The organism is Inhella gelatinilytica (assembly GCF_016093295.1).
GTDB lineage: Bacteria > Pseudomonadota > Gammaproteobacteria > Burkholderiales > Burkholderiaceae_C > Inhella > Inhella gelatinilytica.
Genome location: NZ_JAEDAL010000003.1, coordinates 243,562 through 258,215 on the forward strand (window position 1 = coordinate 243,562; position 14,654 = coordinate 258,215).

The window sequence follows — 14,654 nt, forward strand, 5'->3', positions numbered from 1 at the left end:
GCGGCGCATGCTTGACGGCACAGAAAAGTGGGGAAGGACGTGAACGCCGGATTGCCCGTGGTCATCGTGCTCGCGGCCGGCCCAGGAGCTCGTTTTTCGGGCCCAGGGCATAAGTTGGAGCAAACGATTGGGGACCGCACCGTGCTGGAGTGCACGGTGGGTGTGGCGTTGGCGTCTGGCATGCGGACGGTCGTGGTGTGCCGTGAGGGACTGGCGCCCAAGGTTCGGCGCTGGGTTGCCGCGCGTGACATGGTGGTCGTACCAGGCACTGCAGATGGCCTGGGGCAATCCATCGCTGCAGGTGTGAATGCCACAGCGACCGCGCCCGGATGGATCCTGCTGCCCGGGGACATGCCGCTGGTGCGGACCGCTACGCTGCGCGCTCTGAGTGCGCAGCTGATGCATGCGCCGGTGGTGGTCGCGCAGCACCGTGGGCGACGTGGCTATCCGGTGGGATTCGGCGCTGAACTGGTGTCCGAACTGGTGAGCCTGCACGGGAACGAGGGGCCCAAGCGGTTGATTGCCCGGTTCTCAGCGGTGCCGGTGGAGGTCAACGATCCCGGTGTCCTCTTCGATGTCGACACAGTGGAGGACCTTGAAGCCCTGCGCCAGAGGGTGTCTGAGGTCGACATCTCAGGGTTTGGGGAGCTTTCCTCGCCGCGTTAGTTCCCGCGAAGGTTCGATGCGATGTAATATTGTTACCAAATATTGGTACACGAGGTTACATCATGCCCATGCACCCCACCGTGCAGCGCGTTGTGGAGCGTATTCAGGCGCGGTCGGCCGCCAGCCGCCAGGCCTATTTGGCGGGCGTTGCTCGGTTGCGAAGTCGGACGCGGGGGACCGACCGCCTGGGCTGCGCCAATGTGGCGCATGCCGTCGCTGCGTTGCCGACGAACGACAAGCTACGCATCGTGGCCGAACGGGCGCCCCATCTGGCGGTGGTGACGGCCTACAACGACATGCTCTCGGCCCATCAGCCTTACGAGGGCTACCCCGCGCAGATCCGGGCCGCGGCCGCGCGCCTGGGGGCGACGGTGCAGGTGGCCGGGGGCGTGCCCGCGATGTGCGATGGCGTGACCCAGGGCACGCCCGGCATGGAACTCAGCCTGTTCAGCCGCGACACGATTGCCATGGGCGCTGCCGTGGGCTTGACCCATGACGTCTTCGACGGCGTCTTGATGCTGGGGGTGTGCGACAAGATCGTCCCGGGTCTGCTGATTGGCGCCCTGCATTTCGGGCACTTGCCCACGCTCTTCGTGCCTGCGGGCCCGATGGCCTCGGGCCTGTCCAATAGCGAAAAAGCCAAGGTGCGCGAGCTCTATGCGCAAGGCAAAGTCGGGCGTGCCGAATTGCTCGAAGCCGAGAACGCGGCCTATCACGGCGCCGGCACCTGCACCTTTTATGGCACCGCCAACTCCAACCAGATGCTGCTCGAGGCCATGGGCCTGCATGTGCCCGGCAGCGCCTTCGTGCACCCGCACTCCGGACTGCGCCAGGCCTTGACCGATGAGGCCGTGCGTCTTTTGCTGGCCGGCATGGACAAGCCGATTGGGGAGCTGGTGGACGAGCGCTGCATCCTCAACGCCATGGTGGCCCTGCTGGCCACCGGTGGCAGCACCAACCACCTGATCCACTGGGTGGCGGTGGCACGCGCCGCCGGCATCCTGATCGACTGGAGCGATTTCTCCGAGCTGAGCAGCGTCGTGCCCCTGCTGGCGCGCGTCTACCCGAACGGTACCGCCGATGTGAATCAGTTCCAGGCGGCCGGCGGGCCGAGCTTGGTGATTCGAGAATTGCTCGATGCCGGGCTGATGTTCGAGGTGCCGGCCATGGCGGCCGAGGGCCTGCGGGCCCACACCCGCGAGCCTGGCTTGGCAGATGGGCAACTGGTGTGGCGTGATTTGCCCGCCAAGCCGCCCGAGCCCGCCGTTGTGCGCGGGGTGGCGGAGCCCTTCAGCCCCAGCGGCGGGCTCAAGCTGTTGGAGGGCAACCTGGGTCGCTCGGTCATCAAGGTCTCGGCCGTGCCCGAGGATCGCCATGTGATCGAAGCCCCAGCGCGCATCTTCAGCAGTCAGGAAGCGATGCAGGCGGCTTTCAAGGCTGGCGAACTTGACCGGGACGTGGTGGTGGTCGTGCGTTTCCAGGGCCCCCGTGCGAATGGCATGCCCGAGTTGCACAAGCTCACGCCACCCCTGGCCGTCTTGCAAGGCAAAGGCTTCAAAGTGGCCTTGGTGACCGATGGCCGCATGAGCGGCGCCTCCGGCAAGGTGCCGGCCGCCATCCACGTCAGCCCTGAAGCCCTGGCGGGCGGGCCGCTGGCCCGACTGTGCGATGGAGACTTGGTTCGCCTGGATGCAGTGGCCGGCACGCTGCAGGCCCTGGTGCCGGAGGCCGAATGGGCCCTGCGCCCGCTGGCTACCCTGGACCCGGCGGCAGCACTGGACAACGCCCACGGACTCGGTCGTGAACTCTTTGGCGGCATGCGCCGCAACGTCACGGCGGCCGAAGAGGGCGCCATCACTTGGATCTGATCGCTCACCCCCGAAACCCCCGATGCGCCTGCGGCGCCTCCCATCGGACTGTGGCCTCCTGAAGGCCGTGAAGGATTCGCCATGGATTTGCTGAAGCTGCCCGAATACGGGCCCATCATTCCCGTCATCGTCGTCGAGCAACTCGAGCACGCGGTGCCGCTCGCCCAAGCCCTCGTGGCCGGCGGGCTGCGGGTGTTGGAAGTGACGCTCAGAAGCGCCGTGGCGCTGGAGGCCATCCGGGCCATGGCCGAGGCCGTGCCCGAGGCCATCGTGGGCGCTGGCACGCTGCGCACGGCCGCCGATGCGCGGGCCGCCAAAGCCGCAGGCGCCCAGTTTGCGGTCAGTCCGGGCTTCACCCCGGAGCTTTCTGCGGCCTGCCGCGACATCGGCTTGCCCTTGCTGCCCGGGGTCTCCACAGCCAGCGAAGTCATGCAGGCCAATGACCACGGCCATCGGTTTCTGAAGCTGTTCCCCGCCACCGCAGTGGGCGGTGTGGCCATGCTCAAAGGCCTGGCCGGGCCCTTCCCGGACGTGGTTTTCTGCCCCACGGGGGGCATCACCCCCGAAACCGCCCCGCAGTTTCTGGCGCTGTCCAACGTCAAGGTGTGCGGGGGCTCCTGGCTCTGCCCCAAAGACGCGTTGGCGCGTGGGGATTGGGCCGCCATCACCCGCTTGGCCCAGGCGGCCAGCCAGCTGCGGGCAGCCTGAGCTGCGGCATCATGTCCGGATGATTTCTGGACAAACCTGGTACGAAGAAAGCAGCCCGTCGCTGGCTTTTCCCTCTTTGGGGCCCGTCACCTGGGATTGCGACATCGCCATCGTTGGCGGCGGCTTTGCCGGACTCGCGACCGCCCGGGGCCTGCAAGAGCGGGGTTTCAAAAACGTGCTGCTGCTGGAGCAGCAGACCATCGGCCACGGGGCCTCCGGCCGCAACGGCGGCTTTGTTTTTGGAGGCTTTAGCCGGGGGCCTAGCCCCTTGCTGCGGGACCTGGGGCCAGAGCGCGCGCGGTCGCTATATGCCTTGACGCGCGACGCCGTGGGCACCATCCGCCGCCGCATCGAAACGCTGGGTATCGACTGTGAACGGGTCGAGGGCGGGGCGCTGTGGGTGGACTGGTTCAAGACCGCCAGCAGCCTGGCGGCCTTGCGCGCTGAAGCCCGCTTGCTGCGGGAGCACTTCGGGGTGCAATGGGACGAAGTCGATGCCTCCCAGGTGCGCCAGTGGTTGGACAGCGAGCGCTACGGCCCGGCCCTGCTGGAGCGTGACGCCTTTCACTTCCACCCCCTGAAGTACGCTCGTGGCCTGGCTGCGGCGGTTGTGCGCGACGGGGGGCAGGTCTTCGAGCACAGCGGGGTGCAGGCGCTGCGCCGGCTCGCGGGGGGCTGGGAGCTGCGCATCGAAGGCGGTGGCACGGTGCGGGCGCAGCAACTGGTGGTGGCGGGCGGCGGCTATCTGCGGGGCGTCGAGCCGCGCCTGACGCGCGCGCGGCTGCCCATCGCCACCTATTGCGTTTGCACCGAGCCCTTGAGCGAGACCCTGCAGCCGGTGCGCTGCAACGCCGCCATCTACGACAACCGCTTTGCCTTCGACTACTACCGCAAGCTCGACAGCGGCCGTCTGCTCTGGGGCGGGCGCATTTCCATTCGAGAGCGCGAACCCGCTCGCATTGCCGAGCTGCTGCGTCAGGACCTGCTCAAGGTCTACCCGCAGCTCGAAGGCGTGCGCATCGACCACGCCTGGGGCGGGCTGATGAGCTATGCACGCCACCAGATGCCGCAGCTCGGCGAGTTGGCGCCGGGGCTCTGGTACGCGCAGAGTTTTGGCGGCCATGGCGTCGCCCCCACCACGGCGGCCGGTGAATTGCTGGCCGAGGCCATCAGTCGTCGCCAGCCGCTGGACGCGGTCTGGCAGCGCTATGGCCTGAGCCCGGTCTATGGCCCCGCCGGGCTGTTGGCGGCCCAGGCGCAGTACAGCTGGGCCGAGTTTCGGGACTGGCTCAGGTCTTAGGAAACACCAAGCAACTCGTGCTGGCGTGGGCGTAGAGCTTGCCGTCCGGTCCCACCAAGTCCGCCTCGGCCGTGGCCATTTGGCGGCCGCGGTGTCGCACCCGGCCGATGGCTCGAACGCGGGCCGGCTCTTTGTCTTTGAGCGCGCGCACCAGGTTCAGCTTGAACTCCAGCGTCGTGTAGGTTTCTCCGGCTTTCATCGTGCTGTGCACGGCACACCCCAGGGCGGAATCCAACAGCGTGGCGAACCAACCGCCATGCACCGTGCCCAGGGGGTTGTAGTGGTGCCACAGGGGCTCGCCCTGAAAGACCGCCTGACCCTCAGCCACGTCGACGAGGATGAAGTCCAGCGTGTGCGAAATGGGTGGGGCGGGGAAGCGGCCCGCCAGCATGCCTTGCAGGATCTCGAGCCCTGTGAGCCCCCAGGCCTCTTCGGGCTTGACCAGTTCCCCAAAGGTGGGCTGAGCGTGCGCGCGCTGCCGCTGGCGCACGGCTTCTTCGGCGGTCAGCCAGGTTTCGAGGGTGGATTGGGTCGTCACAGTCACGTCGGTCATCTCAGTCTTTCAGGGTCAGCACCACCGGGGCGTGGTCGCTGGGGCGTTCGTTCTTGCGTGGGGCTTTGTCGATGGTGCAGGCCGCCACCTGGCCTTCCAGCGCCTGGGACACCAGGATGTGGTCGATGCGAAGCCCCTGGTTCTTGCGAAAGGCCAGGTTGCGGTAGTCCCACCAGCTCCAGCTCTTGGGCGGCTGCTCGAAGAGGCGGAAGGCGTCCACCAGGCCCAGGCCTTGCAGCGCCTGGAAGTGCGCCCGCTCCTCGGCGGTGCAGTGGATCTGGCCCGCCCAGGCCACCGGGTCGTAGACGTCGCGGTCTTCGGGCGCGATGTTGAAGTCACCCAGCAGCACCAGTTTGGGGTGCGCGGCCAGCTCTTGCTGCAGCCAGGCCTCCAGCGCGGCCAGCCAGGCCATCTTGTAGGCAAACTTCTCGCTGCCCGGCGCTTGACCGTTCGGAAAGTAGCCGCCCACCACGCGTACGCCGCCCACCGTGCCGGCAATGACGCGGGCTTGCTCGTCCGCAAAGCCGGGGATGTTCTTGATGACGCCCTCGTGCGCGCTGCGGGTGAGCAGGGCGACGCCGTTGTAGGTTTTTTGACCGTGAAAGCTGGCGTGATATCCGGCCGCTTCAAGCTCAGCCGCCGGGAATTTTTCGTCCGTCAGCTTGGTTTCCTGCAGCACCAGCGCGTCCACGGGGTGGGCCTGCAGCCAGTCCAGCAGTTGGGGAAGGCGCACGGCCAGCGAGTTGACGTTCCAGGTGGCGATCTGCATGGTTCGCATGGTGCTTGCAGGGGGGGCAGGGCCGCCATTCTCCCCGCTAGGATGGGTTGACTGCACCAGGAAGGGGTACACCATGTCCACCGGAAAAATCCTCGTCGCCCAAGGGGGCGGCCCCACCGCCGTCATCAACCAAAGCCTGGTGGGTGTGGTGCTGGAGGCCCGGCGCCACCACGGCATCCAGCGCGTGTACGGGGCCCGCCATGGGGTGCGGGGCATCGTGGGCGAAGACTTCGTCGATCTGACCCAGGAAACCAGCCACAACCTAGAGTTGGTGGCCAACACGCCTGCCGCCGCGCTGGGCAGCACGCGGGACAAGCCTGATCTCGCCTACTGCCAGGAGATGTTCAAGGTGCTGCGCGCCCATGGCATTGAGCACTTCTTCAACATCGGCGGCAACGACAGCTCGGACACCATCCGCATCGTGGCCGACGAGGCGCGCAAGGCGGGCTACCCGCTGCGCTGCATCCACATCCCCAAGACCATCGACAACGACCTGGTGCTCAACGACCACACGCCGGGCTTCCCGAGCGCCGCGCGCTTCGTCGCCCAAGCCTTCGCCGGCGCCAACCTGGACAATGCCGCGCTGCCCGGGGTTTACATCGGCGTGGTCATGGGCCGGCATGCGGGCTTTTTGACCGCCGCCTCGGCCCTCGGTAAGAAGTTCGACGACGACGGCCCGCACCTGATCTACCTGCCTGAGCGGGTGTTTGAGATCGACCGTTTCCTGCTCGATGTGAAGGCCACGATGGAGCGTTACGGGCGCTGCGTGGTGGCCGTCAGCGAGGGCATCCACGATGCCACCGGCACGCCCATGCTGGTCAAGCTGGCCAAGGACTTGGAGCGGGACGCGCACGGCAACGTGCAACTTAGCGGCACCGGCGCCTTGGCCGATTTGCTCTGCGAAGAAATCAAGGCCAAGCTGGGGATCAAGCGCGTGCGTGGCGACACCTTCGGCTACCTGCAGCGCAGCTTTGTCGGCTGCGTCAGCGACGTGGACCAGCGCGAGGCCCGGGAGGTGGGCGAAAAAGCCGTGCAGTACGCCCTCTGGGGCAACCGCGACGGGTCCGTCGCCATCCAGCGCAGCGGCACCTACGCCGCCGACTACGCCCTCCTGCCGCTGGAGGCCGTGGCGGGCAAGACCCGCACCATGGAAGACGCTTTCATCACAGCCAGCGGCACCGATGTCACCGACGCCTTCCGCCTCTACCTGCGCCCGCTGCTGGGCTCCGGCATGCCCGATGCCTTCCGCCTGCGACCGAACCCGGTGGAGAAGGTGCTCAATCGCTGAGCCCTGGCGCGCCTTAAACGTGCCCCCAGGCCAACCCCCCGAGCACCACGCCGACGCCGCCCAGGGCTAGGGTGCCCCATTCCAGCCACTTGCGCTCGGTCAGCAGGGCGATGGCGGCCAGTGCGATGGCGACTTGCAGCGCCGTGGTGGCCTGCGCCCAGCGGTGGTGCTGGTGCATTTGCTCGGCGCTTTGGCGGTCAAAGGCGACGGATTCCTTTTCCAGCGACTCGGCCTTGGCCTTGATGTCGTCCTTCTCGGCCTTGTAGCGCTCAATCTCCTTGCGGTAAGCATCGCGGCGCTCCCCTTCGGGCAGTAGGCTCACGCCGAGCTCGGCCAGGTTTTGTTTGCTGCTCTTGCTTTGGTAGTAGGCCCACTGGTTGGAGGCCTCGGTCTTTTTGATGGCGGCGTCGTTCTTGAAGAGCGCCGCATTGGCCTGGGTGGCACCACCCTGGTAGCTGAAGAGCGCGCCGATGGTGGCCAGCACGGCGGTGATGACGGCCAATTGCCCCTTCAGGCCGTCCGCCCCGTGGCCTTTGGCGTGGGCGGCGTGCTCCAGTTCGTGGTCGTGGGGGCCGTGGACGTGAAAACCGTGTCCGCTCATGGGGTTTGCTCCGAAATGTGCACTCAAGGGTTCCAGGAATAGCAACGGGGCACCGCAGTGCCCCGTCGCGTTCCGTCTGGCCCCGGATTGTGCCGAAGCGGCGGGTTTCAATGCCCGGCGATCACCCCGCAGGCGATACGCGGCCCCGAGTTGCCGGTGGGCTGGGTTTTGAAATCGTCGGCGTCCGCATGCACGATGAGGCCGCGGCCGATGATGCCTGCCCCACCCCGCAGGCTGAGCCCGTGCAGGTGCAGCTTTTGGTTGACCTTGCCCTGGGCATCGGCCGTGAGGTTGGGCAGGTCGCCGACGTGCCGCTCGCCCTCCTGCGGGCCATGGGGCTTGCCGGTGGGGTTGAAGTGCGGCCCGGCGCTGGTGAAGTCGGCGCTGGCGCAATTGCCCTTTTCGTGCACGTGGAAACCGTGGGTGGAGCCCGGGGCCAGGCCACTGAGCATGACGTGAGCCATCAGGTGGCCGTCATGGGCATGGAACATCACCATGCCGCTGACCCCACTGGTGGCGGTGGGCGAGAGGGTGGCCATGGCCATTTTTTGGTGGTCCATGCCGCCATGGGCCTCATGTCCGGCGTGTTTGCCTTGGGGGCCGGGGCCGGCACAGGCGCCGAGCAACAGGCTGGCGCAGGCCAGGGCGAGGGTGTGGATGCGGTTCATGGCAGCTCTCCGAAAAGGAAGGCCGTCATCCTGCTCCCGTTTCAGGCGGGGCGCCCCCGTGGTTTCGTGGGGGATCCTGCAATCAGGGGAGGGGGCGGCTGGCGGTCAGGAAGCGATAGCGAAGACCGCTCGCCGCGGTCTGCCAAGGTGCAGCAACCGTTTGCCAGTTCTCAGGCAAGGCCGGGAAGAAGCAGTCCGCCTGTGGGTAGTCCGCCGCGACCTCGGTCAACTCGATGCGCTGCGCCCGATCCAGGGCTTGGGCATAGACCTGGGCGCCGCCAATCACCCACAGCTCGGGCTCGCCGGCACAGCGCGCCAGGGCTTCGTCCAGCGTGGCCACGGTTTCCGCGCCTGCGATGGCGGTGCCCCGTGTGAGCACGAGGTTGCGGCGGCCGGGCAGGGGGCGAAACCGTGGGGGCAGGGATTCCCAGGTCTTGCGGCCCATGAGAACCGGCTTGCCCAGCGTGAGCTGCTTGAAGTGCGCCATGTCCTCGGGCAGGTGCCAAAGCAACTGGTTGTCGGCTCCGAGTTCGCGGTTGCGGCCTTGTGCCGCGATGAGCACGAGCGTGGTCATACCGCGACAGGCGCCTTGATGAGAGGGTGGTGCTGGTAGTCCACCAACTCGAAGTCGTCGAATTCGTACTCAAAAAGGCTGGCCGGCTTGCGCTGGATGCGGAGCGTGGGGAAGGGGTAGGGCGCGCGCGCGAGCTGGGTTTCAACCTGCTCGGTGTGGTTGCTGTAGAGGTGGCAATCGCCGCCGGTCCAGATGAAGTCGCCCACGTCCAGGTTGCACTGCTGGGCCACCATGTGGGTCAGCAAGGCGTAGCTGGCGATGTTGAAGGGCACGCCCAAAAAGATGTCGGCGCTGCGCTGGTAGAGCTGGCAACTGAGCTTGCCGTCCGCCACGTAGAACTGGAACAGCGCATGGCAGGGCATGAGGGCCATCTTGGGCAGGTCGGCGACGTTCCAGGCGCTCACCACTAGGCGGCGGCTGTCGGGGTTGCTTTGGATTTGGCGCAGGATGTCGCTGATTTGGTCGATGTGGCCGCCCTCGGGCGTGGGCCAGTTGCGCCACTGCACGCCGTAGACGGGGCCGAGCTCGCCGTCCTCGCGCGCCCACTCGTCCCAAATGCTGCAGCCGCGCTCCTGCAGCCACTTCACGTTGCTGTCGCCGCGCAGGAACCAGAGCAGTTCCAGAACGATGCTCTTCCAGTGCACCTTCTTGGTGGTCACTAGCGGAAAGCCCTCGCTCAAGGGGAAGCGCATTTGGTAGCCAAAGACCGAGCGGGTGCCGGTGCCCGTGCGGTCGGTCTTCAGGGCGCCCGTGGTGTGGACGTGGCGCATGAAGTCTTCGAAGGTGGAGCGGATGGGGTGCATGGCAATCAGTGCCCGGTGAGGAGGAAATCGAGCGCGTCTTCGATGACGAAACGCTGCTCGCGCAAAGTCGCCACGGGCTGGCGCAACCATTGTTTGGGGAAGGTGCCGAGGTTGGAGGTGTCCGCAAAGAGCGAAACGCCGTCCACAACCACGATGGGGTTGAGCCGCTCAAACGGCCGCACCGAACCGATCCGGCACAGTGGCACCACCACGCGGGTGGCCAATTGGCTCAGGTGATCGGCCTGAACATCCAGCCAGTAAGGCGTGTGATGCCGCTCGTCATCCAGGGGCGAGCGGTACACGTCAAACCGGGCCATTGTGGGCGTCCTGCTCGGCCAAGAAGCGCTGAATGCGCTGGCTGAAGGTGCCTTCGCGCTCAATGCGGGCGTTGTACTCCGCAATGGCTTCCTTGTTGTCCTCATTCCAGCGCTCCCAGTAGCGGCGCTGCACCTCGGCGGCCAGCAACTCGTCCACGGTGGCGGAGATGTTGAGCCCCAGCTCCTTGGCCAGATCCAGCACCTTGGCGTTCAGCGTTAGGTTGGTGGCCCGCTTGGGCCCGTCGTCAAATCTCGGCATGGTGAGCCTCCATTCGGTATGCGCATGAATTATGCGCGTCCGAACTGCAGCGCCGCCAGGCGGGCGTAAGCGCCGCCGCGCGCAATCAGGGCCTCGTGCGTGCCGACCTCAACGACCCGGCCATGCTCCAACACCACGATGCGGGTGGCGTGCTGTACGGTGGCCAAGCGGTGGGCGATGACCAGGGTCGAGCGCCCGGCCATGGCCGCATCCAGCGCCTGCTGCACCCAGCGCTCGCTTTCGGCGTCCAGGGCGCTGGTGGCCTCGTCCAGCAGCAAAAGCGGCGGGTTCTTCAAGATGGCGCGGGCAATGGCGATGCGTTGCCGCTGCCCACCTGAGAGCCGCACGCCGCGCTCCCCCAGGAAGGTGTTGTAGCCCTCGGGCAGGCGGCTCAAGAATTCGTGGGCATAGGCCGCCTTGGCGGCCTCGATCACCTCGGCTTCGCTGGCCTCGGGCCGGCCGTAGCGGATGTTCTCCAGCGCGTTGGTGCTGAAGATGGTGCTGTCTTGGGGGACGAAACCAATCCGGCCCCGCAGCTCCCCCAGGGCCAGGTCTTGGAGGGGCACGCCGTCCAATTCGATGCGTCCGCTCTCCGCTTCGTAAAAACGCTGCAAGAGCTGGAACACCGTGGTCTTGCCGGCCCCGCTGGCGCCCACCAGGGCGACGGTTTCGCCTGGCGCCAGGTCCAGGTCGAAGTCCGCCAGGGCCAAGGTGTCGGGCCGCGAGGGGTAGCGGAAGCTGAGCCCCCGCACCTGCAGCCGCGCACCGCCCGCTGCCGCTGGCAGCGGGGTGGGGCGGGCCGGTTCTTGAACGGGGGACTCGCTGTTCAGCAGCTCCACCAGGCGCTCCGTGGCACCCGCCGCGCGCATCACATCGCCCCAGACTTCGGCCAGCACAGCGACGCTGGAGAGCAGCAGCACCACGTAGACCACCGACTGCGCCAGATGCCCCGCGCTGATGCGCCCGGCAATCACCGCCTGCGTGCCCTGGTACAGGCCCCAGAGCAGGCCCGCGAAGTTGGCCACGATGACAAAGGCGATCAGCGCGGCGCGCAGCTTGGCGCGGCGGCGGGCCGTGTCAAAGGCGGCCTCGGTGGCCGCGGCAAAGCGCTGGGCCTCGCGCGGCTCTTGGCCATAGCTCTGCACCACGGGAATCGCGTTCAGCACCTCGCCCGCAATGGCGGAGGCATCGGCCATGCGGTCCTGGCTGGCGCGCGAGAGCTTGCGCACGCGCCGGCTCCACACCAGGGTGGGCAGCACCACCAGCAGCAAGAGCCCCAGCACCTGGGCCATGACTACGGGGTTGGTGACGACCAGCATCACCAGCGCCCCCAGCGCCATCAAGACATTGCGCAGCCCCATGCTGAGCGAGGAGCCGACCACGGTTTGCACCAGGGTGGTGTCCGTGGTCAGGCGCGAGAGCACCTCCCCCGTGCGCGTGGTTTCAAAGAACCCGGGGCTGTGGCCGATCACCCGGGCGTAAACCGCCGCCCGCACGTCCGCCGTGATGCGCTCGCCCAGCCAGGTCACCAGGTAGAAGCGCGAGGCCGAGAGCACGCCCAGCAGGGCGCCCACGCCGAACAGTGCCAGGAAGTGACCCTGCAGGGCCATCAGCTGCGCGCTGCGGTCTTGTGGCAGCAGGCCGGCATCGACCAGGCGGCCCAGGGCGACCGGAAAAAGCAAGGTGGTGAGGGCCGCGCCCACCAGGAGCACCGCCGCCAGCGTCAAGCGCCCGCGGTAGGGCCGCAAGAAGGGCATCAGGCCGCGCAAGGCGGCGGGGGAGTGGCCCTTGGGGCGTTCGGTCGAAGTGGCGGCAGACATGGGCGCGCATCCTGCCATGCCCCGAAAGATCCCCTTATTCGCGCAGGAAGCGCAGCTCCCGCCCGGCCTGCTGCAGGCGCAGCGCCGGCGCAAGGCCGGCTTCGCCCTCGAAGCGGATTTCCAGCGGCGTGATGCGGGCAAAGAAATGGCGCACCCCCTTGCCAAACAGCTCGAACTCAGCCTGACCGGTGGCCTGCGCAAACAGCCGCTCGCCCTCGCTGCGCACGGTCAGCTTGAATGCAGGGCTCAGCGCATAGACCCCGCTCAGTTCTGCAAGGCTGGCCGCAGGCAGCTTGAGCGGTTCGGGATGTTCATCGCCCTCGCGTTGAAAGCGCATTTCTCGCCCCCCCTGCAGCAGCAGCAGGCTGGGCGGCGCCGAGGCATCCCGCCGCGCGGGAAAGTGCACTTCCAATGCCGCCACCTTGGCATAGAACTGGTCCGGACTCTTGGCATGCAGCTCGAACTCCCCCTGCCCACTGGCCTGAGCAAACAACTGGTCGCCGCGCACACGCAGCGTGAGTTTGAACTGCGGGTTCAACGCATAAACCCCGGCGACCGAGGCCAATTGAGCGGGCGTGAGCTTGAGCACGGCGCGGCTTTGTGCGTCATTCAGTGCGCGCTGCTCGGCAGCCACGTCCCGCAGCGGGCTCTTGGGATCCATCAGGTGTCGCGCCAGATCGGCCACCACCACCTGGGCATTGGACAGAACCAGACCGGCCCGGCGCTCGGTCAAGTTCAACCACAGCGAACTTGAAAACCCCCCGGTGCCGCCGTCGTGATTGGCAAGCCGCTGGCCGTTCCGGTCTGCCAGCATCCAACCCAGGCCCATTCGCACACCGGGTGCTGGGCCCAGTTCGCTGTGAACGGTGAAGGCCAGTGCAAACGCCGCCTGCAAGGGGTGCTCCCCCTGGGCGAGTGCGGATTGGGCATAGCGGGCCAATTGCGTGGCGCTGGCGCGCAACGCGCCCGCTCCGGCCAGAGCGTCGAACTGCCAAGCCGCCACCGGTTGGCCTTGGGCATCGTGTCCCTGCAGGGCCGTGGTCGAGCGACCCAGCGGTCCCATGCCGGTGGCGCCACCAAGCCCAATCGGCGTCAGCACCCGTTGCTCCAGCAATTGCGCGTAGGGCTGGGCCGCGCGCCGTGCCAGCAGCCATCCGAGCAAGCCGTAAGCGAAATTGCTGTACTCGAAGGCTTCGTCCCGCCGGCGCGTGGGCTGCCAGGATTGCAGCGCCGCCAACAACGCCGCGCTGTCGAAATCCGCATACGGGTCGGACACCGTGCGCGGTACGAAATTCGGCGGCAAACGGGGCAGGCCGGAACGATGCGTGGCCAGGTCGACCCAGCGCAAGGGCTGGCCCGCGCTGTCGCGCAGCTTCACCCCGTTGGGCAGCTGCGTTTCGACCGCGTCCTCCAGTCGCAACTCGCCCCGCACCACGGCGTCGGCCAGCAGCAAGGCCGTAAAGGTCTTGGTAATGGATCCAATCTCGAACGCACTGCGTTCGGGGTCGGGCGTGTCGCTTGGCTTGCGGCTGGCGCTGGCCACCTTGAGATGGCCGCGCTCGTCGATTTGGGCCACGGCCAGCGCCACGCCCTCGCTTGCCAATCGGTGGTTCAGCAAAGCCGCCAGCGGTTCTGACTCCCCACGCGCGGGCCATGCGCCAGCAAGCAGCGCAGCCAAGCTGACTCTCAGGAGAGGACGGCGTTGAATCGAATTCATGGTTGGGGTTCTTCTGGGTTGGAGGGGGTGGCCCGGGCTTGCAGGGGGGCCAGCTTGATGCCGCGCCGCGCCAGCGCTTCGCGCAGCAGCACTTCGGCCTGCGCGTTGGCGCTGCGCAGCTCTTGCGCGGCCAGGCGCTCGACCTCGGCCCACAGGGCAGGGTCCACGCGCAGCGGAAAGGCTTTTTTCCCCGGGCTGGCCATGGCTATTCACCCGGGCGGCGGGGCCGTCGCGGCCCGGCCGCCGGAAGGTCGGCGTCCAGCGGCGGTTTCGGGAAGGCCCGCATCACGCGCACCATCCAGGCCGCCAACCACAGCAGCAGGGCGCCGGTCAGCGTGAAGGTCAGGAAGAGGCCGAGCTTGAGGCCCCACACCTGCTCGCCCGGGAAGTGCACCGCTGCTGACACGGCCAGCAGGAACACGGCCGTGACGCAGCCCACTTCCAGGTTGTAGGGCTCCAGGCGCTTGAGGCTCTCGGCACGGCGTTCGCCCTCGAACCAATACGCGGCATGCGGCAAGTTCACGCCGCCGCTGCCCATGCCGCGCAGCAGCCGCACCATGCCCGGGCCGACGATCCACGGCGTGGTCCACAGGGTGAAGCCCAGCAGGGCGATGTAGAACAGGCGGGGCATTTCCTTGCCCGGGTCGCCCACCTGCTCGGGCAGCCAGGGGCTGCTGCCGAAGAACAGCAGTAGGCACCCCACCCAAACGACGTTGAACACGCGCTCCATGGCG

The 14,654-nt window shown here is 67.4% G+C and carries 17 protein-coding genes; 5 read left to right on the forward strand and 12 right to left on the reverse strand.

All coding sequences use genetic code 11. The annotated features are described in order from the left end of the window. Nucleotides 1-39: 39 nt before the first annotated feature. The 4 genes from I7X43_RS09050 (at nt 40) to I7X43_RS09065 (ending at nt 4,542) form a co-directional block, all read left to right on the forward strand. Nucleotides 40-666 carry a nucleotidyltransferase family protein gene (locus I7X43_RS09050; protein WP_198100609.1) on the forward strand — a complete coding sequence of 209 codons (627 nt, stop codon included), beginning with the start codon at nt 40-42 and terminating at the stop codon, nt 664-666. Nucleotides 667-728: 62 nt separating this feature from the next. Then, nucleotides 729-2,534, forward strand: coding sequence for a phosphogluconate dehydratase (gene edd / locus I7X43_RS09055; RefSeq protein WP_198100610.1), 1,806 nt, complete (start codon nt 729-731; stop codon nt 2,532-2,534). Nucleotides 2,535-2,615: 81 nt separating this feature from the next. Continuing rightward, nucleotides 2,616-3,242: a bifunctional 4-hydroxy-2-oxoglutarate aldolase/2-dehydro-3-deoxy-phosphogluconate aldolase gene (gene eda / locus I7X43_RS09060; protein WP_198100611.1), complete on the forward strand. Its 627-nt coding sequence runs from the start codon at nt 2,616-2,618 to the stop codon at nt 3,240-3,242. 19 nt (nt 3,243-3,261) lie between these two features. After that, nucleotides 3,262-4,542, forward strand: coding sequence for an NAD(P)/FAD-dependent oxidoreductase (locus tag I7X43_RS09065; RefSeq protein WP_198100612.1), 1,281 nt, complete (start codon nt 3,262-3,264; stop codon nt 4,540-4,542). On the opposite strand, the gene I7X43_RS09070 is transcribed toward I7X43_RS09065, so the two are convergent. Both I7X43_RS09070 and xth read right to left on the reverse strand, forming a co-directional pair. Continuing rightward, nucleotides 4,532-5,095, reverse strand: coding sequence for a PaaI family thioesterase (locus tag I7X43_RS09070; RefSeq protein WP_198100613.1), 564 nt, complete (start codon nt 5,093-5,095; stop codon nt 4,532-4,534). The two genes, I7X43_RS09065 and I7X43_RS09070, sit on opposite strands and share 11 nt — an antisense overlap. 1 nt (nt 5,096) lies before the next feature. Next, on the reverse strand, nt 5,097-5,864 hold the full coding sequence (gene xth / locus I7X43_RS09075) for an exodeoxyribonuclease III (RefSeq protein WP_198100614.1): 768 nt from the start codon (nt 5,862-5,864) through the stop codon (nt 5,097-5,099). Nucleotides 5,865-5,946: 82 nt separating this feature from the next. Here xth and I7X43_RS09080 point away from each other — a divergent pair, with 82 nt between their 5' ends. Further along, nucleotides 5,947-7,161, forward strand: a complete 1,215-nt coding sequence (locus tag I7X43_RS09080) for a 6-phosphofructokinase (protein WP_198100615.1) — start codon at nt 5,947-5,949, stop codon at nt 7,159-7,161. Nucleotides 7,162-7,174: 13 nt separating this feature from the next. On the opposite strand, the gene I7X43_RS09085 is transcribed toward I7X43_RS09080, so the two are convergent. The 10 genes from I7X43_RS09085 to I7X43_RS09130 form a co-directional block, all read right to left on the reverse strand. Next, entirely contained in the window at nt 7,175-7,762 is a 588-nt protein-coding gene (locus I7X43_RS09085) for a DUF4337 domain-containing protein (RefSeq protein ID WP_198100616.1), read from the reverse strand. Nucleotides 7,763-7,869: 107 nt separating this feature from the next. Next, nucleotides 7,870-8,430 carry a superoxide dismutase family protein gene (locus tag I7X43_RS09090; protein WP_198100617.1) on the reverse strand — a complete coding sequence of 187 codons (561 nt, stop codon included), beginning with the start codon at nt 8,428-8,430 and terminating at the stop codon, nt 7,870-7,872. 82 nt (nt 8,431-8,512) lie between these two features. Beyond that, complete coding sequence (locus I7X43_RS09095) at nt 8,513-9,004, reverse strand: dihydrofolate reductase (protein ID WP_198100618.1); 492 nt, start codon at nt 9,002-9,004, stop codon at nt 8,513-8,515. After that, entirely contained in the window at nt 9,001-9,807 is an 807-nt protein-coding gene (locus I7X43_RS09100) for a thymidylate synthase (protein WP_310737546.1), read from the reverse strand. The genes I7X43_RS09095 and I7X43_RS09100 overlap by 4 nt, the downstream gene beginning before the upstream one ends. Nucleotides 9,808-9,812: 5 nt before the next feature. Next, nucleotides 9,813-10,124 carry a CcdB family protein gene (locus I7X43_RS09105; protein WP_198100619.1) on the reverse strand — a complete coding sequence of 104 codons (312 nt, stop codon included), beginning with the start codon at nt 10,122-10,124 and terminating at the stop codon, nt 9,813-9,815. Continuing rightward, nucleotides 10,111-10,383, reverse strand: coding sequence for a type II toxin-antitoxin system CcdA family antitoxin (locus tag I7X43_RS09110; RefSeq protein WP_198100620.1), 273 nt, complete (start codon nt 10,381-10,383; stop codon nt 10,111-10,113). Before I7X43_RS09110 ends, I7X43_RS09105 begins: the two co-directional genes overlap by 14 nt. A 29-nt stretch (nt 10,384-10,412) precedes the next feature. Continuing rightward, nucleotides 10,413-12,203: an ABC transporter transmembrane domain-containing protein gene (locus tag I7X43_RS09115; RefSeq protein WP_198100621.1), complete on the reverse strand. Its 1,791-nt coding sequence runs from the start codon at nt 12,201-12,203 to the stop codon at nt 10,413-10,415. Between the two features lie 34 nt (nt 12,204-12,237). After that, nucleotides 12,238-13,920 (reverse strand): serine hydrolase, encoded by a 1,683-nt coding sequence (locus tag I7X43_RS09120; RefSeq protein WP_198100622.1) that lies wholly within the window; start codon nt 13,918-13,920, stop codon nt 12,238-12,240. Continuing rightward, on the reverse strand, nt 13,917-14,123 hold the full coding sequence (locus I7X43_RS09125) for a type II toxin-antitoxin system antitoxin (RefSeq protein ID WP_198100623.1): 207 nt from the start codon (nt 14,121-14,123) through the stop codon (nt 13,917-13,919). Before I7X43_RS09125 ends, I7X43_RS09120 begins: the two co-directional genes overlap by 4 nt. Before the next feature lie 2 nt (nt 14,124-14,125). After that, a complete protein-coding gene (locus tag I7X43_RS09130) occupies nt 14,126-14,650 on the reverse strand; it encodes a hypothetical protein (protein WP_198100624.1) in 525 nt (174 codons plus the stop codon). Nucleotides 14,651-14,654 lie beyond the last annotated feature (4 nt).

Excerpts from the sequence above, each read along its gene's own strand:
- I7X43_RS09080 (WP_198100615.1), top strand. The coding sequence starts at position 5,947 with ATGTCCACCGGAAAAATCCTCGTCGCCCAAGGGGGCGGCCCCACCGCC.
- I7X43_RS09095 (WP_198100618.1), bottom strand. The coding sequence starts at position 9,004 with ATGACCACGCTCGTGCTCATCGCGGCACAAGGCCGCAACCGCGAACTC.
- I7X43_RS09130 (WP_198100624.1), bottom strand. The coding sequence starts at position 14,650 with ATGGAGCGCGTGTTCAACGTCGTTTGGGTGGGGTGCCTACTGCTGTTC.
- I7X43_RS09070 (WP_198100613.1), bottom strand. The coding sequence starts at position 5,095 with ATGACCGACGTGACTGTGACGACCCAATCCACCCTCGAAACCTGGCTG.
- eda (WP_198100611.1), top strand. The coding sequence starts at position 2,616 with ATGGATTTGCTGAAGCTGCCCGAATACGGGCCCATCATTCCCGTCATC.
- I7X43_RS09065 (WP_198100612.1), top strand. The coding sequence starts at position 3,262 with ATGATTTCTGGACAAACCTGGTACGAAGAAAGCAGCCCGTCGCTGGCT.
- I7X43_RS09100 (WP_310737546.1), bottom strand. The coding sequence starts at position 9,807 with ATGCACCCCATCCGCTCCACCTTCGAAGACTTCATGCGCCACGTCCAC.
- edd (WP_198100610.1), top strand. The coding sequence starts at position 729 with ATGCCCATGCACCCCACCGTGCAGCGCGTTGTGGAGCGTATTCAGGCG.
- I7X43_RS09085 (WP_198100616.1), bottom strand. The coding sequence starts at position 7,762 with ATGAGCGGACACGGTTTTCACGTCCACGGCCCCCACGACCACGAACTG.
- I7X43_RS09125 (WP_198100623.1), bottom strand. The coding sequence starts at position 14,123 with ATGGCCAGCCCGGGGAAAAAAGCCTTTCCGCTGCGCGTGGACCCTGCC.
- I7X43_RS09105 (WP_198100619.1), bottom strand. The coding sequence starts at position 10,124 with ATGGCCCGGTTTGACGTGTACCGCTCGCCCCTGGATGACGAGCGGCAT.
- xth (WP_198100614.1), bottom strand. The coding sequence starts at position 5,864 with ATGCAGATCGCCACCTGGAACGTCAACTCGCTGGCCGTGCGCCTTCCC.
- I7X43_RS09120 (WP_198100622.1), bottom strand. The coding sequence starts at position 13,920 with ATGAATTCGATTCAACGCCGTCCTCTCCTGAGAGTCAGCTTGGCTGCG.
- I7X43_RS09110 (WP_198100620.1), bottom strand. The coding sequence starts at position 10,383 with ATGCCGAGATTTGACGACGGGCCCAAGCGGGCCACCAACCTAACGCTG.
- I7X43_RS09090 (WP_198100617.1), bottom strand. The coding sequence starts at position 8,430 with ATGAACCGCATCCACACCCTCGCCCTGGCCTGCGCCAGCCTGTTGCTC.
- I7X43_RS09115 (WP_198100621.1), bottom strand. The coding sequence starts at position 12,203 with ATGTCTGCCGCCACTTCGACCGAACGCCCCAAGGGCCACTCCCCCGCC.